The organism is Pseudomonas sp. TWRC1-2, from assembly GCF_049896685.1.
Classification (GTDB): Bacteria; Pseudomonadota; Gammaproteobacteria; order Pseudomonadales; family Pseudomonadaceae; genus Aquipseudomonas.
Map to the genome: position 1 here is coordinate 383,466 of NZ_JAFCUU010000006.1, position 21,480 is coordinate 404,945.

A 21,480-nucleotide genomic window follows, 5' to 3' on the forward strand; every position below is an offset into this window, starting at 1 on the left:
GTTAAAAACGAATGTTTTTTTGACGCCAGGTCAGCAGCCGCCAGGAATGCGTATGACAGAGGGACGGATCGGCACAGAGAGGCGCGTGCTGCCAGAGGCCACGGCAATGAAGTGGCGCCACACATTTCAGACCCGCATTGCCGGGGTGTTGGCGCTATTGCTGCTGGTGGTGGTGGCTGCGACTTACTTCGCCGTCAAGGCCGCCACCACCCGCGCCGTGGAGAAACAGGCCCAGGTTCAGCTCAGCACCGGCAGCCAAGTGTTCGAACGTTTGCTCGACCTGCGCGGGCGTCGGCTGCAATACGGGTTGGATTGGCTCACCGCCGACGGCCCCTTCAAACAGGCGGTGGCCGAGGGCAACCCCGAAACGGTAATGGCCGCGCTGCGACGGCATGGCACCGGCCTGCGTTCCAGTGAAGTGTTCGTGCTGGGCCTGGATGGCAAGGTGATGGTCAGTACCTTGCCGGTACTGACACACGGCCAGCCCTTCCCGTACGACGAGGCCTTGCGGCATGCGCGACGCAGCGGGCTGCAGATGCTTATCGTCGCGATGGACAGCCTGCCCTATCTGCTTGTGCAGGATGTCGTCCTCGACCCGCAGCCCATTGCCCGCGTGGTGATGGGCTTCCCCATGGACAGGCAGTTCGCCAACGAACTGCGTTCCATGAGCAACCTTGAAGTGTCGTTCCTCAGCGTGCAGAACGGCCAGGTCGGCGAGTTGTTCAGCACCCAGCCTGAGGCCTACCGGGCCACCATCATCGATACGCTGCACCAGGCGCAACTCAACCCTGATGCGCAGATCAACCTGTTCTACGGGCAACGCGTGCTCAGCCAGGTGCTGCCGCTGGCCAACACCGGCGAGGGTAATGAAGTGCGCGTGTTGCTGCAAAGCCCGCTGGACCATGCGCTTGAGTCTTTTGCGCCGCTGGACCGGCAGTTTCTCGGGATCGCCCTGGCGGTGTTGTTGGTGTCGCTGGCCGCCGCGTTGTTGCTGGCGCGCCGCGTGTCACGCCCACTCAACGCCCTGGTGGAGGCGGCCGAGCGGATCGGGGCCGGTGATTATCGAACCCCGGTGCGGGTGCGCAGCCACGATGAATTCGGCTTGCTGGCCCAGGCCTTTAATGCAATGCAAAGCGGCATCGCCGTGCGCGAGCGGCAGTTGGCCCATAACGCGTTGCATGATCCGCTCACCGGCTTGCCCAATCGCGCGTTGGCCATGGAACGCCTGGGCAGTGCGATCAGTGCGCAGCGCCCGGTGGTGTTGCTGTACCTGGGGATCGAAAACTACCGGGTGATCAACGAAGGCTTCGGGCCACAGGGCGTCGAAGAAATGTTGCGTGAAGCCAGCCGGTGCCTGTCCATGTGCCTGTTGGCCAGTGACACCGCTGCGCGTATCGCCGGCAGCGAGTTTTTGCTGTTGCTGGAAAACACCGAGATCGACCGCGCGGTAGCCCGCGCCGACCGCCTGTATGGGCTGCTCACCGAGCCCCAGCGCATTGGCAACGACGAAGTGCGGCATGAAGTCAGCATCGGCATTGCCGCCTACCCGGCCGACGGCCAGCAGGTCGAAGAACTGATCAGCCGCGCCGCCATCGCCCGGCATGATGCGGCGAGCCTGCCCGGGCACCTGCAGATCTACCAGCAAGACCGCGACCTGGCGCACCAGCGCCAGATCACGTTGATCCGCGACCTGCGCCGCGCGGTCGTCGAAGGCGAATTGTTCCTGTGCTACCAGCCCAAACTCGACCTCATGCATGGTCACGTACGCCAGGCGGAAGCCTTGCTGCGCTGGCAGCATCCGACGCTGGGCCAGGTGTCGCCCGCCGAATTCATTCCCTTGGCCGAACGCACCGGCAGCATGCGCAGCATGACGTTGTGGGTGATCGAGGAGGCGATCCGGCAGATCGCCGAGTGGGCAGGGCGCGGTTTGCACATTCAACTGTCGGTCAACATTTCGGTGGACGACCTGGCCGATGACGACCTGGCCATTCGCGTCACCGCCTTGCTGATGCAATACGCTGTCGCGGCGCAGCAACTGACCTTCGAGATCACCGAGAGCGCGATCATGCACAACCCGCAACAGGCGCTCAGCGTGCTGGAGCAATTGCGCGGCTGTGGCATCAGCCTGTCGGTGGACGACTTCGGCACCGGCTATTCATCCCTGGCGCAGTTGCAGCGTTTGCCGGTGCAGGAATTGAAGATCGACCAGTCGTTCATCCGCAACCTCGACAGCGCCAGCGGAGACGGCGTGATTGTGCGTTCGACCATCGAAATGAGCCACAACCTGGGGCTCAAGGTGGTGGCTGAGGGTGTGGAGTTCGAGCCCAGCCTGAAGTTGCTCAGGCAATGGAAGTGCGACACGGCGCAGGGTCACCTGATCAGCCGACCGTTGAACGCCATGGCGTTTGAGATGTGGATGCGCCGCGCGCGGGTTGCCCTGTAAACCCTCTCGCCTGAACACCCCTAAACCCTGTGGGAGCGGGCTTGCCCGCGATGGCCGTGTGGCCGTCAAAGAATCTGTTTCTGTTGCACCGCCCTCGCAGGCAAGCCAGCTCCCACATTGAGTGAACACGGGCACAAAAAAGGCGGCTACCCATCAGGTAGCCGCCTTTGTTTTACCGCCGGTTAACACTTAGTCCGGCAGTTTGAACGCCATCACATAGTCACCCTGCTTGGTGCCCAGCGAGCCGTGACCGCCAGCCATGACCAGCACGTACTGCTTGCCGTCCTTGCCGGTGTAGGTCATCGGTGTGGTTTGCGCGCCTGCTGGCAGGCGGCCTTCCCACAGCTGCTTGCCGTTTTTCACGTCATAGGCACGCAGGTACTGGTCGAGGGTGCCGCTGAGGAAGGACACGCCACCGGCGGTGGTGAATGTCCCGCCCAGGCTAGGTACGCCCATGGTCAGCGGGACCGGAACGGGCGAGCTGTCGCGCACGGTGCCGTTCTTGTGCATCCAGATGGTCTGGTGGTTGGTCAGGTCGACCGCCGCCACATAACCCCACGCCGGCGCCTGGCACGGCAGGCCCAGAGGCGACAGCAGCGCTTCGAGGATCACGCCGTACGGCGCGCCTTTGTTCGGCTGTACGCCTTCAGTTTCGCTGACGCGCGGACCTTGCTTGGCAATGTCGGCCGCCGGGATCAGTTTCGATTTGAACGCCATGTAGCTCGGGTTCACGAAGGCAATCTGGCGAACCGGGTCGACGGAAATGCCACCCCAGTCGAACACGCCGAAGTTACCTGGGTAAACGATCGAACCTTGCAGCGATGGCGGGGTGAACGGGCCGTCGTAGCGCATGGATTTGAAATCGATCCGGCACAGCATCTGGTCAAACGGCGTCACGCCCCACATGTCGCGTTCTTTCAACGGCGGCGGCATGAAGTTCAGGTCGGATTTGGGTTGGGTAGGGGAGGTGTGATCACCGGCCACTGCGCCTTGCGGTACAGGGATTTCGTTGATCGGCACCACAGGCTGACCGTTAGTGCGGTCCAGCACGTAGATGCTGCCTTGCTTGGTCGAAGCCATCACCGCTTGCTTGACGCCCTGTGCGGTCTTGATGTCGATCAGGCTAGGCTGGCCGCCCACGTCCATGTCCCACAGGTCGTGGTGAGTGAACTGGAAGGTCCACTTCACGTGGCCGCTGTCGATGTCCAGAACAGTCAGGCCGGCGCTGTATTTTTCCGAATCTTCGGTACGGTCGCCGCCGTATTGGTCAGGCATCTGGTTACCCATCGGCAGGTAGAGCATGCCGAGTTTTTCATCGACGCTGAACATGGACCACATGTTCGGCGAGTTGCGGGTGTAGGTCTTGCCCTCGGCCAACGGGGTGGTGTCGTCCGGGTTGCCGCTGTCCCAGTTCCACACCAGCTTGCCGGTGTGCACGTCGAACGCGCGGATCACGCCGCTAGGCTCGTCGGTGGAAACGTTGTCGGTTACGTGACCGCCGATCACGACCAGGTTCTTGGTCACGGCCGGTGGCGAGGTGGAGTAGTAACCGCCTGGGGCGAAGCTGCCGATATTGGCACGCAGGTCGACCTGGCCCTTGTCACCGAAGTCTTCACACATTTTGCCGGTGTCGGCATCCAGGGCGATCAGACGGGTGTCGGCAGTCGGTACAAAAATGCGTTTCGGGCAGACGGCGCTGACCGGAGCAGCGCTGGCACTGCCGGTAGGGCTTTGCTCGGAAGCGTACACCGCGTCATCGTGATACGACACGCCACGGCAGGTCATGTGCGCCCAACCTTTGAAGTTCGCCGCACCTTCGGTGCTGATCTTCGGGTCGAAACGCCAGATTTCCTTGCCGGTGTCCGGGTCCAGGGCAATCACCTGGCTGTGCGGCGTGCACACGTAGAGCATGCCGTTGACTTTCAGCGGGGTGTTTTCCGCGGTGGTTTCACCGGGATCGCCTGGGCCAGGAATGTCGCCAGTACGGAACGTCCACGCCGGCACCAGCTTGTGGGCGTTTTCCGGAGTGATCTGCGCCAGTGGCGAGTAACGATCACCGAAGGCCGAACGACCGTAGGAGTTCCAGTCGCCATCGGCCTGGGCCGGTGCAGCGCTGGCCATGCCAGGCACGGCGTCGCGGTCGAGCTGACCGGTCTTGACCATTTCACCTGGGTTGGTGAATTGGCTGGCCAGGGCGGCAGCGCCCGCCAGCACCACGGCCACGCTCAGCGCGCCAGTGCCCAGCGGCGCAGGCTGGCCGCGCAACAACGGACGGCGAAACCACGGCAGCAGCAAGACGATGCCCAAGGCGAACAGCAGGGCCAGGCGCGGCACCAACTGCCACCAATCCAGGCCGACTTCCCACAGTGCCCACACGGTGCTGGCAAACAGCACCAGTGCGTACAGACCCAGAGCGGCGCGGCGGGTGGCCAGCAGCAAAACGCCGGTGAGGGCGATGCCAATACCGGCCAGCAGGTAGTACAGCGACCCGCCGAGCATGCTCAGCTTGACGCCGCCGGCCAGCAAGGCCAGCCCCATGATCAGCAGCAAGATCCCCAGCAACCTGGGCAGCAGGCGGCTTGAGCTTGAAGCACCATCAGTGCTCATAGTGTGTTTCTCCGTGACGTTGGAATTATGTAACCCCGTGCTTCACTGTAGATGACGATTCGGCGCGGGCTTGGTTCAGCGTTAATTCGGTTTTTCTGGGGATAAGAGGGTTATCCACAAGCGGGCGATTTATTCCCGTGCGCAGGTCGGTAGAAGACAGCGCTGTCTCTGAAGAGGGGTAAGTTTGGCAAGGTGGGATCGACCGCAGGCATGAAACGTTTCAGTTTGTTGCGGCAAGGATAAAGCGCCTGCTCGTATTGAGAAAGACTAAATCGAGAGATGCATCATTTCAGTTCTGGTAACAGTGACAGAACGTCGCTGCAAAAATGTCTGTGGAAACCCGATTACAGGTTGGATTGAGGGTGTGGTGGTCAGTTGGTTTGTCGTGGCGAGCGGGCTTGCCCCGCGCTGGGGCGCGAAGCGGCCCTGATCAATGAGAAATGCGGTGTATCAGGTACAGCTCATTGACTGATTTCAGGGCCGCTTCGCGCCCCAACGCGGGGCAAGCCCGCTCGCCACAGGAAGTACTTTTGCTACAAAAAACTGATTCCAAAGGCGGGCGTTAGAAAGTGGTACGCACACCCAATTGCACACTGCGCCCCGGCGCCGGCGCGATATCGCGCAGGATCGAGCTGGCATACCGCACGGTCTGGTTGGTCAGGTTTTCGCCATTGACGAACGCCAGCCACTGGCTGGCGCCGACGTTGAAGTGATAACCCGCACTCGCGCCCAGGGTGGTGTAGCCATCGGTGCCGCTCTCGTTACTCGGCACACGCCCCTGGCCCGCCGCATGCTCGACGTCGATCCGCGCCTGCCAGCGGTCCAGTTCCCACAGCAAGCCGCTATTCACGCGCAGCGGTGCGATGCGCGGCAAGGCCTCGCCGGTGTCCAGGTTGGTTGCGCGGGTGTAATCGCCCGACAGCTCCAGCGCAAACTTGCCGTAGGCACCTTCGCCGAGTTTCCAGTGATCCTGGGCTTCGAAGCCGGCGAAACGTGCACGCACGCCCGAGTACCTGTACTCAGGGATGCCGCCCGCGTCCTCTTCGCCGTCATCGTTCAGCGTACGACCGGTGCCCAACAAGCCGATGTAATTGGAGAAGCGGCTGTAGAAGACCCCGAAGCTGCCCTTGTGGGCGCCATTGTCGAAACGCAGCGCCAAGTCGCTGGACACGGCTTTTTCTTTTTTCAGGTTGGCATCGCCCAACTCATAAGTGCCGGTGGCGACGTGGGCACCGTTGGCGTACAGCTCGTAGAAGGTCGGCGCGCGCTCGGTGTAGCCCAGGGTCGCGGCCAGGGACCAGACCGGCGTGAGGCTGTACACCGCGCCGGACGACAGGCTGCCGGCGGTGAAGTCATTGGTTTGGTCGGCATTGGCGAAGCGCGCATTGCCCTTGGCGTCCGGGTCGACGCTGGTGTGTTCCAGGCGAGCGCCGAGGCTGAGTTTGAGGCGCTCGGTGGCCTGCATTTCTTCGAGGATAAACAGGGCGCCGGCGTTGGTATCGGTCTGCGGCACGAAGGCTTCTTCACCCAGGGCCGAGAATTCGTTGCGGGTCACCTGCGCGCCGACCACGCCATCGAATGGGCCAATCGGCTGATGGCGAGCTTCTACGCGCGCCTCGTAACCCTTGTTCTTGAACACCGTGCCGGTTTCGCCGCCTTCGATTTCGCGGTGTTGGTAGTCGGTGTAGCCCGCGTCGAGTTTCACCGAGGTGAACGGGCCCTGCAGGTTGCGGATCTCGGAGGCAAAGGCGTAGTGATCCTGCTTCATGCGGATGCGCACGTCCTGCTCGGCAGGTGAGCCGTAGTTTGCATCGTAGTTGCTGTAGGACAGGCCGGCGTAACCGTCGTCCCAGGTGTAGGAGCCGCCCACCGCGCCGCCGTCCTGGCGCCCGTCGCTGTTGCCCAGGCGGCCGTTTTTGCCGGGGCCATCTTCGGTTTCAGGGGCGTGGCGGCTGCGCGCAAAACCGGGGATTTTCAGGTCGTTGAATTCCCGCGCGTTCGCGTCCAGGTGCAAGGCGAAGGTGCCGTTGCCGGCCTCCAGTTTGCCGGCGCTGCTGCGGGTGGTGTCGGCGCCGCCGTAGCGCAATTCACCGGCACCGTGGATGCCTTCGATGGCTTCGGTGGGGATGCGGTTGTCGAAGGTGTTGACCACACCGCCAATGGCGCTGCCGCCGTACAGCAAGGCGGCCGGGCCGCGTACGATTTCAATGCGCTCGACGTTGACCGGGTCCAGCGGCACGGCGTGGTCGTAGGACAGTGACGAGGCATCCAGCGCGCCCACGCCGTTGCGCAGGAGGCGAATGCGGTCGCCATCCTGGCCACGAATGATCGGTCGGCTGGCACCCGGACCGAAGTAGGACGAGGACACGCCCGGCTGCTTGTTCAGGGTTTCGCCGAGGCTGCCTTTTTGTTGCAGGGTCAGGTCATCACCATCCAGCACGGTGGTCGGTGAGGCGAGCTGTTCGCTGCCCAATGGGTTGCCGGTGATGACTTGGGGTTGCAGTTCCAGAGCGTGGGCTTCGGAGCAGATCAGCAGAGCGGCGGCAAGCGGGGTCAAGCGCCAGAGAGAAGAGAGGGACATCGAACATTCCTTGGCAAAACGGCACAAAAAAGAGAAGGCTGAAACGGTATCGGGCCAGTTACTTTTGATATTTATCGTTACAATATAACATCTCTTTTTTCGCTGAAAAGGGGAACTTTTCTCCGACGTCTATATTCAATGCAGTGCTTCCACCTGTACGCCCCGTCGGCTAAGGTGCGCGGCTGTGTTTCCTCTTATTGCAAAAGGCCCGGCATGACCGCGACAAGCAACGACCCGCTCCACGGTGTGACCCTGCAACACGTCCTCACCACCCTGGTGGAACACTACGAATGGGCAGGCCTGGCCGAACGCATTGATGTGCGCTGCTTCAAGAGCGATCCGAGCATCAAGTCGAGCCTGACGTTCCTGCGCAAAACCCCATGGGCGCGGGAAAAAGTCGAAGGGTTGTACGTGAAGCTGATGCGTACCAAACGCCCACTGGACTGAGCCCATGAAGCGTTTCATCGCGGCTGCGGCACTGGCCGGCTGGGCAGGGTTGGCGATTCAGCAATACCTGATTTTCGATTCGCGCTGGACGGCGGGCGCCAGCCTGCTGGGCGGGTTGATCAACTTTTTCAGTTTCTTCACGGTGCTGACCAACACCCTGGTGGTGGTGGTGCTCAGCTACGCGCTGATCAGTCGGGATTCAGCCGCCAAGCGGTTTTTCCTGGCGCCCAGGGTCAGTAGCGCGATAGCTGCGAGCATCGTCGTGGTGAGCCTGGCGTACAACCTGCTGTTGCGGCATTTGTGGAGCCCCACGGGCTTTCAGTTCGTCTCCGATGAATTGCTGCACGACGTCATGCCGGTGCTGTTTGTGATTTATTGGTGGCGGTGTGTGCCCAAGGGCACGTTGCGTTTCAACCACATCGGCGCCTGGGTGATCTACCCGTTGGTGTACTTCGGCTATGTACTGCTGCGCGGGCATTTGCTCGGGCAGTATCAGTACCCGTTCATTGATGTGGACACGCTTGGTTATCCACAAGTGTTTGTGAATGCCGGGGGAATTCTGGCGGGGTTTATCGGGATCGCGTTGGCAGTGGTGGGCCTGGATAAGTGCTTAAAGCCACCGCGAAACTAAATGTGGCAGCGGCGAGCCCGCTGCCACATTGTCGACCTCGATCGGCTTACTCTTCTTCGCTGCCTTCTGCACGCCAGTAACCCACAGCCTTTAGGAACGCTTCATTGACCTGATGGGTGTCCAGCAGCACGCGGCGCACTTGGCGCGACAGCTTGGTTTCTGTCGCCACGAAGCAGTACAGCGAGCCGCTCGGCAGCGTCAGTGTGCGAACGGTCTCAAGCAGGTCGTCCTGACCGCGTATCACCCAGATCACCTGCACATCCGCGGCACTGTTCAGCGCCTGCTGTTCTGCGGCATTGGCGATTTCAAGCACCGCCAGCACCTTGCGACCCGCCGGTAATTCTTCCAGGCGCCGGCCAATGGCGGGCAGGGCGGTTTCATCGCCGATCAGCAGGTAACTGTCGAACATATCCGGCACGATCATCGAACCGCGTGGCCCACCGATATACAGGTGTTGGCCGACCTGCACCTGCTCGGCCCAGGTGGAGGCAGGGCCATCGCCGTGCAGCACGAAGTCGATGTCCAGTTCACCGATGTTCAGGTCGAAACGCCGTGGCGTGTAGTCGCGCATGGCCGGCTGTGGGCCCTCGCCCTTGATGCTGAAGTTCGGGCTTTCCAGCGCGGCCTGTTCGGCGGCGTTCTGCGGGAACAGCAGCTTGATGTGGTCGTCGCTGCCCAGGCTGATAAAACCTGCCAGCTCGGGCCCACCCAGGGTGATGCGGCGCATGCGCGGGGTGATGTCGGTCACGCGCAGCACTTCCAGGCGGCGGCGCTTGATCTCGTGGGTGACGCGGTGGATGGCTTGCGTATTCATTGAGCTTTCCCATGGACTGGTTGAACGGCGGGGCCGTCGACAATGGCTTGGGCGGTGCTGTTGAGCAGGGCCGCGACACGCGCGATTTCTTCCGGGCTCCAACGCCCGTGGTGCAGCTGCAAGGCATGGCGCAGGTTGTGCACCGCCTCATGGATTTCGGGCGGGCGATCATGGCCGCGCAGCGAGCGTTTGCTGACGTCGATGCGCATGCGCACGCCTTCCAGGGCAATCGCCTGCTCACTTAAGGAAAGACGACCGGCGTCGGTGATTGTGTAGCGTTTTTTTCCGCCTTCGGTATCGCCGGTTACCAGTTCGCTTTCTTCCAGAAAGGTCAGGGTCGGGTAGATCACCCCGGGGCTGGGGCTGTAGGCGCCGTCGAACAGGCCTTCGATCTGGCGGATAAGGTCGTAGCCGTGGCACGGCTGTTCGCCGATCAACGCCAGCAGCAGTAATTTCAGGTCGCCGGGGGCAAACACGCGTGGACCACGGCCGCCGCGTTCACGGCCGGGGCGTTTTTCAAAACCATCACGGCCATCACCGTGGTTGCGTTGGTGGGGATGCTCTCTCATTTTGGCTTTCTCCGTTTGGGTTAAGATAGAACTTAAGATATATCTTTAGGCGGCGAAAGGCCGAGGCGACCAACGGTCGGTGAACAGCCGTTTGGTCTTCTCAAGAGAGCGTTCAGATGTGTGAATTATATTTAGAGTTGATGCTCAACTTTTTTAGCGCCGATGTTTATCCGAGAAGTTACTGTTGTGGTACTGTTCTGACGGACTTTATTCCACAGCAAAGTTTCGAATATAGATGTGTAGTCCTGTTCTTACAGATCAATTAAAAGTTTTGGCAATGTGCCATCTTTTTCCCTCAAGCCATACTAATTAAAGCCACAGCTCTATAAGAAATAGCGGGCATCCTGGTTATTTGAATTGCTTGATCATTACCGTGCTTTTCAAACATTGATGAGCGCGTAATGCCCTTCGCACGTTGTGCAGTGTCTTGTGTTCAACGTTCAGCGATATAACTCAATGCAAATAACAGGTGTCGACTATGTTCAAGAAGTTCGCAATTGCTGCCCCTTTGGCTGCCATGGCGCTGTCCTCCATGGCGTTCGCGGCCGGTGAGGCCAATCACACTGTCAATATCAAGGCGAGCATCCCGACCACCGTGTTCCACGTGCAGCCGCGCGACCCTAACTGGGGCCGTGACGAGGCCATGTCGTATAACCTGGCCAATGGTGAGTTGGCGTCGTTGTCCGCGGTCTACGACATGCGCAACACCAACGGGTCTATTCACGCCTATATCGACGGCGGCCCGGCAGTGCTGTTCAACGGTGATGCCACGCAAAACATTCCGCTGACCGCCACCTTGAATGGTGTAGTGCTCAGCGGCACGCCTCAGGAAGTTGTCAACGAAGCTGATTCCACACCGGGCCTGGGCGCCGTACTGCGTATCGACGCCGCCAAACCTTCGGCGAATCAGCGTGGCAATTACACCAGCGTTATGCCGCTGGTATTTGACGCGGTGCTGCCAGCTCTTTGACGTCAATGAGTGCCCCTTGAGCCTCGCGCTCGTGGGCATCGCGTCAGCAGGCCGGCCGGTTGTTCAGGGGCCGCCGGCCTGATTTTCATTCTTGTCATTTGGCATTCAGAGTATGTGTTCATGTTCCCGATGACTCCCATCGCGGCGGCGCTTGCGCTTTTTTTTTGTATGGGTGCCCTGGCGGCGCCGAATTCCGGTGTTGAAAATCCTGGCAGTCTGATCGCTCAGGCCCAAGGCTTGCCCACCGGGTTCAGTGATCACTTCTTCGATGTACCGCTGGCCGTGCGGGTCGACCTTGACCAGCAGTTACTCGGCGAGGCGTTAATCGTGTTGTCCCGGGATGACCGCGTAACCCTGCTCGAATTTACCGACGTGGGTGATAGCAAAGTCCCACTGGCGACCCGCGACACCTGGCAGGCCATCCTTGAAAAGGGTGTGGCGCTGGGCGCGTGCAGCCAGGCGTGCCCCGCGCAGATGCTGTCTACCCACTACAGCCTCGAGAGCTCGCAGCTTTCGATCATCACGCAAAACGTCGAACGCGCCGATGACGCCCCGCGCTACTACGCGCAGCCGGAAGGCGGCAGCCGTGGCTTGATCGTCAACAATCAACTGAACCTCAACGGCGGCCAGGACGAAGACCTGGGCGGGCGTTACGGTTTGCAGGCGAGCGCCAGCCTGGGCAATTGGAGCCAGGTGTTCAACCTGCAGCTGGCCCGCCAGAGCGGCGACGAAGAGCACCTGCGCCACGCGATCCACGAGCTGTATACCCAGCGCGAGCTCGAAGGGCGTTTTCTGCGCCTGGGCCATTTCACGCCCAATTCCGATGGCCTGACCCGACAGCTGCGCAGTTTTGGCGCCAGCCCCGACACGGCCCTGGGCGTGATGTACGGCAGCTCCGACACGTTGGCGATCAACAACGCCAAGGCCAGCGTCTATCCGATCTACGTCACGGCCAACCGTCAGGCGTCCGTGGAGATCTACCGCAATGGCCTGCTGCTCAACAGCCAGTCAGTGGCGGCCGGCCTGCAGACGCTCGACACCCGCCCACTGCCCGGCGGTATCTATGAGGTGGAAGTGCGCCTGGTGGAAGACGGCATGACGGTCAGTACCTCCCAGGAGCTGGTGTACAAACCGAGCAACTGGCGTAACGCCGACGACCGCTGGCGCTACAACGTGTTTGCCGGCAGGGAAACCAAATTATTCAGCAACTGGGACGACCAGGCCTCCGGCGCCATCACCACCGGCGCCTCCGTTAACTACCTGCTGCACCCGCGGGTGATTCTCGGGTTGTCGGCACGCGAAGTACGTGAGCAATTGCAATACGGCGGTTCGGTGGACTGGACCGTCGCCAACAACACCAGCGTCTACGCCAACGTGTATGAGACACAGGAACACGGCACCGGGATGGACCTGCAGGCGCTTTACACGCTGGGCACCACCAACCTGGTGTTCAGCCACAACCGCAGCTGGCTCGACACCCGCGACACCTATGACACGCTGCCCGACGGCACGCGGTTGCGGCGCAATACCTTTGTCGGCGAAACCAGCAACACCGCGTTGTCGGTCAACCACCGTGTCGATGCGCTCAACTCCTGGAACGTGCGCCTGTCCCACAGCCAGGGCAATGTCGTGGGCGCCGGCCTGGACCTGGGCTGGAACCGGCGCAGCACCCTGATGGGCAGCGACGCCAACTGGCGCTTCTCGGCGTTCGACCGGCCGGGCACCAACGGCACTGACGATCAGCGCAACCGTGGCATCGACGTCACCTTGAGCCTGGCGCTGGGCACCGACGGCCGCCAAGTGTCCGGCAGTGTCGGCACTCGCACGGCGCGTGATGGCGGCCGTGACAACAATGCCTCGGTCACCTTTCGCCAGGACCTCACCGACCACCTGCTGCAAAGCGTTTCGGCCACTGCCATCACCGACACTTATGGCGTTGGCCTGTCGAGCACGGCCAGCTTCAGTACCGACACGGTCAGCGGCGACGGCTTCCTGCAGCGCAGCTCGTTCAACAACAAATTCACCGGCGGCCTGAACCTCAACAGCACGTTCGTGGCCGGCGCCGACAAGGCGCTGCTCACCAGCCAGTACCACGGCACGGGCGCGGGCATGATCATCGATGTCGAGACTGACCTCGAGGCCATCACCCTGCGCGCCGATGACTTCAGTGGCGGTGGTGCGGTCTTGCGCCCCGGTCGCAATTTTGTGCCGCTGGCCGCCTACAAAAGCAGCAGCGTCAACTTCGATTTCGACGGCAATCACCCGCCCGCCGCCAACATCCAGCCGGCGCGCACTACGTATCACTTGAACAAGGGCGGGGTGGACTACCGCAAGGTCACCGTGCTGAAAACCGTGTCGGTGCTGGGGCGTCTGCTCGATGCCCAGGGTCGGCCGCTCAAGGGGCATCACGTGATCAACCACGCCAGCCGTGGGGTCAGCGAGGTAGACGGGTTCTTCTCGATGGAAATGAGCGCCAGCTCACCCACCCTGCAAGTGCGCTACCAGAACCAGTTGCTTTGCCAGTTCCGCCTCGACCCGGCCAACGCCCCGAATGAAAACGATGTGCTGATGATCGGCGACCTGCGTTGCACCCCCGACACGCTGGCCGAAGCCAACTTCAACGTGGAAACCGCCGGCTGATGGCTGCCCGCACTTTTGAACCGGAGAATGTATGAAGTCAGTCGCTGCAACCAGAAGCGCCTTGGGGCCGTGCCGTGCGCTGGCCCTGATCATGGGTTTGTTCAGCACACCGGCGCAGGCGTTTGTCGAGGAGATTACCGCCGTGTTCCGTCCCGACCCGGGCAACCCGATGGTCAACAAATTCGAGAACACCACGCCGGAAAGCGGGATTTGCCCCGGGCATATTCCCGCGCGGTGCAAGGAGATGAATATTTTCACCATTCGCAGGCCCTTCTCGGCGGCGTCAAGCGGGCCCGTCCTGGCTTATGCCGAGCCGCGCAAAGGCGCTTATTTCAAAGTGCCCTCGGCCTGGCGAGACCTGCAGGTCACCCACCAGGCGACCGGTGAAACCGAGACGGTCCAGATGCGTATTGCCGGTGTGGGCGCGCGCTGGGATGTCACCTACCCACCGGGAGTCAGTGGCTGGGCGACGACAGGCATGCCTCAGTGGTCTTACTACTGGCAGCATGCGCCAGCGCCTTGCCAGGGCGTGAATTACCTGGCGGCCTCGCCGTCCTTTGCGTTGTTTTTCTGGATCGTTCCCGAGAATGCCGGTGCCTGCAGTGTGAAGGCCGGTACTGACATACCCTGGATGTACTACAGCAATTTTGAATACGCCTACGAACTCAGGACCCCGAACCCGCTCAACATGAGGTCCGGTGATTACGCCGGCAGCCTCACCTACACCTTCGGGCCAGGCGGGGATTTCGACATCGGCGATGTGATGCAAACCAGCGAAACCGTCGCCACCTTCAATTTTCGGCTGAGCGTGGAACACGCGCTCAAGGTCGATATCCCGCCCGGTGGCAACCGTGTCGAATTGATCCCCCAGGGCGGCTGGCAAGCCTGGCTCAACCAGGGGCGGGCGCCGGCGCGTTTGTACCGTGACCAGACGTTCCGCATCGCCAGCAGCTCGCGTTTCAAGATGCAGCTCGAATGCTCGATCGTCATGGGCAACACCTGCGGGCTGCGCAATGCCGAGGGTGATGAAGTGCCGCTGCAGGTCGCGGTGACCTTGCCCAGCGGCCTGGTCGATCAGTACGCCCAAACCGTGAACAAACTCGCGCTGCGCCTGGATGGCGTGGGCAGCGAGCTGTTTCAGCCGTTGCATTACATCAATGACCGGCCCGGCACCCTGCACTTCGAAGTGCAGCGAGACGACATGAGCGAAATGCTCAAACGGCCCGGGAGTACCTATTCGGGCGTGGTCACCGTGGTCTGGGATTCGCAGGTCTAGACGGCCATCCGCACTCCCGGCTCGTGGGTATCGCGCGGGCCGTGTTCAATTAACGAGGCGTAATCAAACATGAAACAGGCAGTGTTATCGATCGGGTTGTTGCTTTGTGCTCTCGGCGCCCAGGCGGCCCCGGCGATCAACGTCGGGGTGGTGTATGACTACCTCGAGCAGGATCGCAGTTCCTATCTCAAGCGCGTGTCCAACACCGGCACGAGCACGGCGTTCATCCGCGTCGATGTGCTGGAGATCGTCTACAACGCCGATGGCACCCATCGCGAGGTGCCGGTTGCATCGCTCACCGACAGCGATGGCAATACCACCCGGCGCGACGGCCTGATGGCGAGCCCGGCGCGGCTGATCGTGCCGGCCAACGGGCGCCAGGGCACGCGCCTGTTGTACATGGGGCCGAGGGACAAGGAGCGTTATTTCCGCGTGCGCTTTATTCCCGTAGTGCCGGAGAAGGACGATAACTTCGCGATCACCGACGAAGAACGGGCCGACTACAAGGACAGCCTCGCGGCCGGAATCAACGTCATGGCGGGTTACGGCACGGTGTTTTTCGTGCGGCCCAAGGCCACGCGTTTCGATACGCAGATCAACCAGACAGGCAACCAATACCAGCTGCGTAACAACGGCAACAGCGTGGTGGTGCTGGATGAGTTTCGTGACTGTTCGCTCACCGCAAAAAGCGACTGCCTGCCGACCACCAAGCATCACATCCTGCCGGGGCGCCAGTTGGTGTTCGAGAAAAAAACCGACCGCACCTACGGCTTTCTGCTGATTGAAGGGCAGAACAAAAAACCGGTCACGGTCAACAGCAACGGGTGATGACGATGTTCAAGCAACTCACAAGGCTGACGCTGTTTGCAGTGCTGCTATTGGTGGCCGCCCAGGCTTGGGCGATTGAGTCCCGTCACGCGTTCGATGTCTCGGTCACGATTCCGGTGCACGAGGCCTACGTGCTGCCTTCCGAGCCCGATTGGATGGGGCATGATCAAGTGCTTGCCTGGAACCTGGTGACCTCCGAGCTGAGCCGCCTGCGCAAGAATTTTGATGTTAAAAACCTCACCGGCGCGGTTGCCGCGCGGCTGGGGGCCGAGCCCTATCTGCAAAGCGGCCACCAGCGGATTGATCTGCAGGTGCTGTTCAACCAGGTGCCGCTGACCCTTGAGAGTACCGAAGTCGTCAACGCCGCCGAGGCGCGCGTGGGCCGGCGCGCGGAGTTGGAAATCGCCGCGATAAAGCCCGTCGGCGGGTACGTGGCCGGGGAGTATTACGGCACGGTGCACATCGTGTTCGACTTCCTTGCACCTTGAGTTGACCGTGCACCGGTAACGGTTGACCGCCACTTGCCCAGAGGCACGCATTCGCTGGCTGGTTTTATCGAGTCACCGACCCGTTTCAAGCGTCGAGACGGTGGCGAGAACAACCTCCCCGCGCCACCGCCACCTTCTTCAACGGGAACGGTTGCTGCGCCCCGTCGCGTCGTTGAGCGCCCGGCGGGTCAGGCGGCGCATCCATTCCTGTTCGTTGTAGCCCAGGTCGTTGAGCAACCGGTTGTACTGCGCGTCGTCCATTGGCTCGGCGGTGAACACCACACTTTCGGGCACTTGCACCGCCTCGGCCAAGTGCTTGAGGGCTGCGCGAAGGCGCTCGCGTTCGGGCTCCGGCAACGCCTGGGCATTGGCCCATTGCGCCTGCGCCGTTTGCAGATCATCCAGCGCCAGGAAGCGCTCGCCGAACTCACGCTCGTTGTCACGGTACTGGCTGTCGTAAGCGTCACGCAGGTGCTGTTCCCACCAGGGTTCGAGCAGCATCTGGTTGACCAGGCCGTCGCCCTCATCCAGCTCCAGCACCACGCTGTAGGCTTGCTCGATCTGGGCAGCGCTGACAGCCGCGTTGACCCGGTAAAGCATGTGATCACTCAGCCAGGGCAGGTCGAGACGGCGGGCGAGGGCGGTTTGATAGGCCAGGTGAATATCCACCTCATCAACCTCGCCGGGCACCCCGTCGCGCACTTGCGATCTGAAGCGCTGCCCAAGGCCCCCTTCGGCCACCGGGCGCAGGCGTCGGGCGATTTCCTGGCCCACGGCCTTCGCCAGTTGTTTGAGGTGGGCGCTGCCTTTGGCCAGCGTGACGAGACGGCTTTCCAGCTCAGTGGCGGTTGCGGTATCACGGCGGATCTCGCTGACCATGACCTCGATCCCCATTTCATTGAAAATCTGCGCCCCGGCATCCGGGCACAGGCCGGGAAAGCTCGCCATCTTGAACAGGCGCTCACGCAGTTCGGTGTCTTCATGGGCTGCCCACAGCAGGCGCCATACCTGCTGGGTCAGCAGTGGGCGGTTGACGGCGTAGCGTTGGCGGTCGGCGTCAGTCTCAAAAACGCCCTCAATCTCCAGCGCTTCAATGACTTCGAAAAAACCCTGGGAACCCTGTTCCTGCTCCACTGCCTGCCACAGGGCTTGAGCGTCCTGAAGATCGGCGCCTTGCAGGCCCTGCGTCCAGAATGCGTTGTGACCGAGCGGCTCATACGTGCGGTTGGGATCAAGGCCTGCGGCCACGCGCAAAGTTTCATAGCGCAGGCGTTGCTCGTCCGGCAGGGTGCGCCGATCCAGGCGTGCGCGGGCCACCACTCTGCCTTGCGCGGAACCGGCTGCGACCTCGGGCAGGCGGTTGATCCGGGTGCCGCGCAGGTCGAGTACAAAGGCGTCATTGCGCGGGTGTGCGAACAACCCTTCGGGCCAGGTAGCCAGGCGCGTGCCGCTGAGGTAAAGCAGGTGCAACCCACGCATATGGCTGATGTCGGGCGCCAGGGTCAAAGGGTTGTTGCTCAGGTCGAGGCTCTTCAGGCGCCGCAGTTTTTTTAACCGCGTCACGTCCTCCGCCGTCAGTGCAAGTCTGTTGCCTGCCAGTTTCAACGCCTTGAGAAAACGCATCTGTTCCAGCGCCTTGGGCACCTGCGTGAGGCGATTGTCAGCCAGGTTGAGGCCGCGCAAGGAGGGGAAGTGCTTGAGGAAATCACTGTGGCGTTCGCCGAAGCCGCACTGGCTGGCGTCCAGAAATGTCACGTGCTCGAAACTGGCGCTCAGCGTAGGGAGCCTGGGCGGCAGGCGCAGGCCTTTGAAGTTGAGTGTGGCACCTTGCTGGACGGCACCGCGGCCGTCCGTGAATTCAGCAAACCGGTCACCCCAGCAACGCATGATCCGATGGGCCAGGTGCTTTCTGGACACCCTCGCTTCGTAGTCATCGGCGGCGTCCGCGACGCCGAGGCTGAGCGAGTTCTGCCAGTTCATCAGGTCCACATGCAGTTGCTGTTTTTCCACCACCAGCGTGTTCAGGGTATGGCGCAGTTGTGCCTGGGGAATGTCCTCCAGAAATCGGTTCAAGCGTGCTTCGCTCAAGTGTGGAAACAACAATTGCAGGGTTTGCCGGGCGTGCTCGGTATGGGTTTGGGCGGGTAACGCCGAGCAGCGGCTGGCCGCCGGGCCACCCAGCAGGCGGCTGGTTTCGCGGCCCTGGACCATCGGCACGGGCGGTTGCGCGAGGACTTTGCGACGCTCGGCCAGGGACGCCATGCGCTGTTTGAGCCAATGCTTGAGCGCTTGGCCTTCGCCCGTTTGCATACCCAATGCGTCGCGCCGGTCAGCGGGCAGGGCTTGCAGGATCGCCTCGTAAAGGTCGATGAGCGCTGACGGCCGTGAAGTCAAAGGGTCGAGCACTTCATAGCCGCGCGCCTTGCGAATCAGCACGCGTGTGGTGTCGGCAGTCACCGGCCCGGCTTCACACAGCACGCGACCTGTCACCGCCTGTTCGCGGATTTCAATGCGCAACCGAGCAAAGGTGTCGCTGTGAAACTTTAAGGTGTTGAGCACCAGTCTTTCGGTCGGGGTCGGCAACGGCGAAGGCCAGTCAACCCCCTGGAAGGCCAGCACCGACTGGTTGGCAAAGCCCAATTCACGCGCCTGGTTATGCAGGCGCAGCGGCAGTCGTCGTTGCGCGAGCGCCTGGTGCTCCTCGCCGGTGGCGCTGCCGAGCAGGGCAAGGGCTGCGTTGGAGTCCAAGTACTCGAAGGGCTTGCGCAGGGTCGCAAGGCTGGGCTTGTCGGTGATTTCGCGGGTCTTGTAGACCTTGTCGGCAATCTCGGGGGCATAGCTGAGCACCCGGTCGGCCAATTGATCGCGCAGGGCGGTGAGCCGAAGGTCCTTGGGGACATCGCCGTTGAGCAAGTTGCGTATCGCGGCGTCGTCGAGAAAAGCCAGCACTCGTTCAGGCAGGGTCCCGGACAACGTCTGAGACAGGCTAAGGGTCAGGGTGCCGGCCTGGGTTGCGTTGACGTTGCCGAAGGTGAGGGCCGGTCCCGACAGATCATCATTGAGGCAGACCTTCAGGGCGTTGTCCTGCGGCCAGCCGGGCAACTCGGTGATGAGCTGCGGGAACCAATCCGATGATGGTCCGTTTGGCAGTGGCGTGCCTGCACGAACCTTGCGGCTGATGGCTTCGGGATAGCGCTGGGCTTCAAGGCGGCCAAGGCTGGCGGCCAGCAAGGGGGGCAGGGGCTCGTTGTAGAGGTGCATCGCGCGCAGCACGCCTTCATCGGTGCCACTGGCAATGCGCAAGTCGGCCAGTTGCTGGTCGCTGAAGTCTTTTACACGCGGGCCAATACGGCGCATCAGGGTCTGGCTGTCCCAGCGTTGCGGCTGTTCGCCTTCGTGCAAAAACGCGCCGTCGGCATTGAACCTTACCCAGGGCTGATACGCCTGTTCACGTGTCGGGTGCACCACGCGATGCTCGTCGGCCTGGGCGTCGTGGCGCACGTGATAGTGCCGGTCCTCCAGCGGCAACAGGGTTTTGTCCGTGGGCCCCTGCGGGCTGGGTTGGGCGTAGGGCGCAAGGTCCGGGTTCCACAATTTGAGCGTGCCGTCGGCCTGTTGCACCGGGTGCAGGCCTTCGACAAACGCCGACAGTTTGAGGCGCGCGACCTCGCCGATTTTTCCCGCACCGGCAAACAAGGCGAGCTGAATCAGGTTTTCAGCTACTCCCAATACATGCTCGCCAGCTTCCTGCACATTGCCCTGGGCCCAATCGAGGAGGCCTTCGAAAACGTCGTCGCACAGTTGATAGGCGCTGTAGGCCAGCATCAATTGGCCCACCACCGGCACGAACGGTGTGACCACCAGCAAGGCCGCATTGAGGACGTCCGAGAGTATCTGCTCGAGGTTGTCCCACCAGGCCCAGCGTGCCAGCCGGTCGACGTAGGCAGTGGATACCGCCAGCTCCCGGGCGTCGTTGACGATCTTGTTGAGCTTGACCCGGTGCAGGTAGTTCCACGGGTCGTCTCGCGCCGGGTCAGCGGCGCGGTTGGGGTGATCCCGGTCAATGTCCAGCAGGCGCAATGGCAGATGTGCACGCGACTGCAACCGCGAGAAAAACACGCCGCGCTCGGCGTGCGCCACAAATTGACTGAAAAACGCCTGATACGCCGGGCCGCTGTGCAACTGACGCGTCAGCTCCTCCACGAAGGCAATCGGCGACGGGTACTGCTTGAGCGGATGCTCGGGGTCCTGGGGCACCCAGGCAATCAGCCGCCCACGGGCGGAGCCGTGCTCTGCAGGCGTGGCGAACAGCATAATCCCGCTCAGTTCGCACTCAGCCAGGCTCAGCGTATGACACCTCAGGGTGTGGCCATCGAGTGACAGGCCCAGTGGTGTGTCGATGAACTTCAGCAACGCGTGATGGGCGTCGTTTGCCAGATGACCGCTGTGCAGGCCCAGGTGCGCACTGCTGCGCAAATCCGCCTTGAGCTGGCTGACCACTTCGTCGCGCACGGTGCGGGCCAGCGCCGGCTGATCGAACCCCAGCGCGCTTTGGAGCCGGGCCTGGTAAAGGCCGCCGATGTCCAGGGATCGACACACGGCCTTGAAGCGCTGCGCCGTCAGTATCGGCCCACCGGGCCGGCCACGTATCGTCAGGCTGTCGCGCTGACCACGGGCGTCTTCCGGGCCCAGGAAGGCGTGGTCGACGAAAGTGTCGCCGGCGGCGAAGTTATGCAGGGCCATGTCCAGCAACGACAGGGTTTTGCTTTGTACGCCTCGTTTGACGTTGATCACCCACCAGGCATTGGACGCGTCTACGTACACCCGCAGCCAGGTGTTGCGTACATCGACCTCGCCGTAGTGCGTGAACAGCGCTCGCTTGAGCAGCGGCTCGGCAAAGGCGCGCAAGTCGTTGAGCGGGCCGAGGCGTTTGTCCAGCGGTGCCTGGGCGTGCCAATGGTCAGCGACGGCGCGCTTGAGTGACACGTGCTGCGCCGGCGAGGTCTCGAGGTAAGGCGCCGCAGATGGAAGACCCTGGCGTTTGAGCGCGCCAATTCGCGCCGCTGTGGTGCCCTTTACCCAGTCGGGCAACGCGTTCTGGATCAACTCGAAATGACGGCCCTGGAACGGCAGGGCGGAAGAATCGGTAGGCATGGTGTGAACCTGAACAGAGAGTGGAGACTCCC

General features: G+C 62.0%; 13 protein-coding genes. 8 read left to right on the forward strand and 5 right to left on the reverse strand.

Going from position 1 to position 21,480, the window contains the following annotated elements; translation table 11 throughout:
• Window positions 1-106 precede the first annotated feature (106 nt).
• Window positions 107-2,443, forward strand: coding sequence for a putative bifunctional diguanylate cyclase/phosphodiesterase (locus ACP7B3_RS19650; protein WP_369300896.1), 2,337 nt, complete (start codon window positions 107-109; stop codon window positions 2,441-2,443).
• A gap of 189 nt (window positions 2,444-2,632) precedes the next feature.
• Here the strand turns inward: ACP7B3_RS19650 and ACP7B3_RS19655 are convergent, their stop codons facing one another.
• A complete protein-coding gene (locus tag ACP7B3_RS19655; protein WP_426180321.1) occupies window positions 2,633-5,050 on the reverse strand; it encodes a glucose/quinate/shikimate family membrane-bound PQQ-dependent dehydrogenase in 2,418 nt (805 codons plus the stop codon).
• A 562-nt stretch (window positions 5,051-5,612) separates the two neighbouring features.
• Window positions 5,613-7,631: a TonB-dependent receptor gene (locus tag ACP7B3_RS19660; protein ID WP_426180323.1), complete on the reverse strand. Its 2,019-nt coding sequence runs from the start codon at window positions 7,629-7,631 to the stop codon at window positions 5,613-5,615.
• Window positions 7,632-7,844: 213 nt separating this feature from the next.
• Here ACP7B3_RS19660 and ACP7B3_RS19665 point away from each other — a divergent pair, with 213 nt between their 5' ends.
• The gene (locus tag ACP7B3_RS19665; protein WP_048720273.1) at window positions 7,845-8,078 is read left to right on the forward strand and encodes a VF530 family DNA-binding protein; all 234 of its coding nucleotides are present in this window, start codon (window positions 7,845-7,847) and stop codon (window positions 8,076-8,078) included.
• 4 nt (window positions 8,079-8,082) lie between these two features.
• Complete coding sequence (locus ACP7B3_RS19670; RefSeq protein WP_426180325.1) at window positions 8,083-8,709, forward strand: Pr6Pr family membrane protein; 627 nt, start codon at window positions 8,083-8,085, stop codon at window positions 8,707-8,709.
• Window positions 8,710-8,755: 46 nt separating this feature from the next.
• Here ACP7B3_RS19670 and ACP7B3_RS19675 read toward each other — a convergent pair whose 3' ends face one another.
• Both ACP7B3_RS19675 and ACP7B3_RS19680 read right to left on the reverse strand, forming a co-directional pair.
• Window positions 8,756-9,523: a siderophore-interacting protein gene (locus tag ACP7B3_RS19675; protein WP_145161449.1), complete on the reverse strand. Its 768-nt coding sequence runs from the start codon at window positions 9,521-9,523 to the stop codon at window positions 8,756-8,758.
• Window positions 9,520-10,092, reverse strand: a complete 573-nt coding sequence (locus ACP7B3_RS19680; protein WP_145161452.1) for a PadR family transcriptional regulator — start codon at window positions 10,090-10,092, stop codon at window positions 9,520-9,522. Before ACP7B3_RS19680 ends, ACP7B3_RS19675 begins: the two co-directional genes overlap by 4 nt.
• A gap of 478 nt (window positions 10,093-10,570) precedes the next feature.
• On the opposite strand from ACP7B3_RS19680, the gene ACP7B3_RS19685 reads away from it, so the two are divergent.
• From ACP7B3_RS19685 to ACP7B3_RS19705, 5 genes are all read left to right on the forward strand, one after another.
• A complete protein-coding gene (locus ACP7B3_RS19685; protein WP_106579440.1) occupies window positions 10,571-11,062 on the forward strand; it encodes a CS1 type fimbrial major subunit in 492 nt (163 codons plus the stop codon).
• Between the two features lie 120 nt (window positions 11,063-11,182).
• Complete coding sequence (locus ACP7B3_RS19690) at window positions 11,183-13,702, forward strand: TcfC E-set like domain-containing protein (RefSeq protein WP_426180328.1); 2,520 nt, start codon at window positions 11,183-11,185, stop codon at window positions 13,700-13,702.
• A gap of 31 nt (window positions 13,703-13,733) precedes the next feature.
• Window positions 13,734-14,978 carry a hypothetical protein gene (locus tag ACP7B3_RS19695; RefSeq protein ID WP_426180330.1) on the forward strand — a complete coding sequence of 415 codons (1,245 nt, stop codon included), beginning with the start codon at window positions 13,734-13,736 and terminating at the stop codon, window positions 14,976-14,978.
• Window positions 14,979-15,047: 69 nt separating this feature from the next.
• Complete coding sequence (locus tag ACP7B3_RS19700; RefSeq protein ID WP_426180332.1) at window positions 15,048-15,806, forward strand: molecular chaperone; 759 nt, start codon at window positions 15,048-15,050, stop codon at window positions 15,804-15,806.
• 5 nt (window positions 15,807-15,811) lie between these two features.
• On the forward strand, window positions 15,812-16,294 hold the full coding sequence (locus ACP7B3_RS19705; protein ID WP_369300888.1) for a CS1 type fimbrial major subunit: 483 nt from the start codon (window positions 15,812-15,814) through the stop codon (window positions 16,292-16,294).
• Between the two features lie 138 nt (window positions 16,295-16,432).
• Here the strand turns inward: ACP7B3_RS19705 and ACP7B3_RS19710 are convergent, their stop codons facing one another.
• Window positions 16,433-21,448, reverse strand: a complete 5,016-nt coding sequence (locus ACP7B3_RS19710) for a dermonecrotic toxin domain-containing protein (RefSeq protein ID WP_426180334.1) — start codon at window positions 21,446-21,448, stop codon at window positions 16,433-16,435.
• Window positions 21,449-21,480: the final 32 nt, after the last annotated feature.

Coding starts and splice junctions, on each gene's coding strand:
- ACP7B3_RS19650 (WP_369300896.1), top strand. CDS start 107: ATGAAGTGGCGCCACACATTTCAGACCCGCATTGCCGGGGTGTTGGCG.
- ACP7B3_RS19655 (WP_426180321.1), bottom strand. CDS start 5,050: ATGAGCACTGATGGTGCTTCAAGCTCAAGCCGCCTGCTGCCCAGGTTG.
- ACP7B3_RS19660 (WP_426180323.1), bottom strand. CDS start 7,631: ATGTCCCTCTCTTCTCTCTGGCGCTTGACCCCGCTTGCCGCCGCTCTG.
- ACP7B3_RS19665 (WP_048720273.1), top strand. CDS start 7,845: ATGACCGCGACAAGCAACGACCCGCTCCACGGTGTGACCCTGCAACAC.
- ACP7B3_RS19670 (WP_426180325.1), top strand. CDS start 8,083: ATGAAGCGTTTCATCGCGGCTGCGGCACTGGCCGGCTGGGCAGGGTTG.
- ACP7B3_RS19675 (WP_145161449.1), bottom strand. CDS start 9,523: ATGAATACGCAAGCCATCCACCGCGTCACCCACGAGATCAAGCGCCGC.
- ACP7B3_RS19680 (WP_145161452.1), bottom strand. CDS start 10,092: ATGAGAGAGCATCCCCACCAACGCAACCACGGTGATGGCCGTGATGGT.
- ACP7B3_RS19685 (WP_106579440.1), top strand. CDS start 10,571: ATGTTCAAGAAGTTCGCAATTGCTGCCCCTTTGGCTGCCATGGCGCTG.
- ACP7B3_RS19690 (WP_426180328.1), top strand. CDS start 11,183: ATGTTCCCGATGACTCCCATCGCGGCGGCGCTTGCGCTTTTTTTTTGT.
- ACP7B3_RS19695 (WP_426180330.1), top strand. CDS start 13,734: ATGAAGTCAGTCGCTGCAACCAGAAGCGCCTTGGGGCCGTGCCGTGCG.
- ACP7B3_RS19700 (WP_426180332.1), top strand. CDS start 15,048: ATGAAACAGGCAGTGTTATCGATCGGGTTGTTGCTTTGTGCTCTCGGC.
- ACP7B3_RS19705 (WP_369300888.1), top strand. CDS start 15,812: ATGTTCAAGCAACTCACAAGGCTGACGCTGTTTGCAGTGCTGCTATTG.
- ACP7B3_RS19710 (WP_426180334.1), bottom strand. CDS start 21,448: ATGCCTACCGATTCTTCCGCCCTGCCGTTCCAGGGCCGTCATTTCGAG.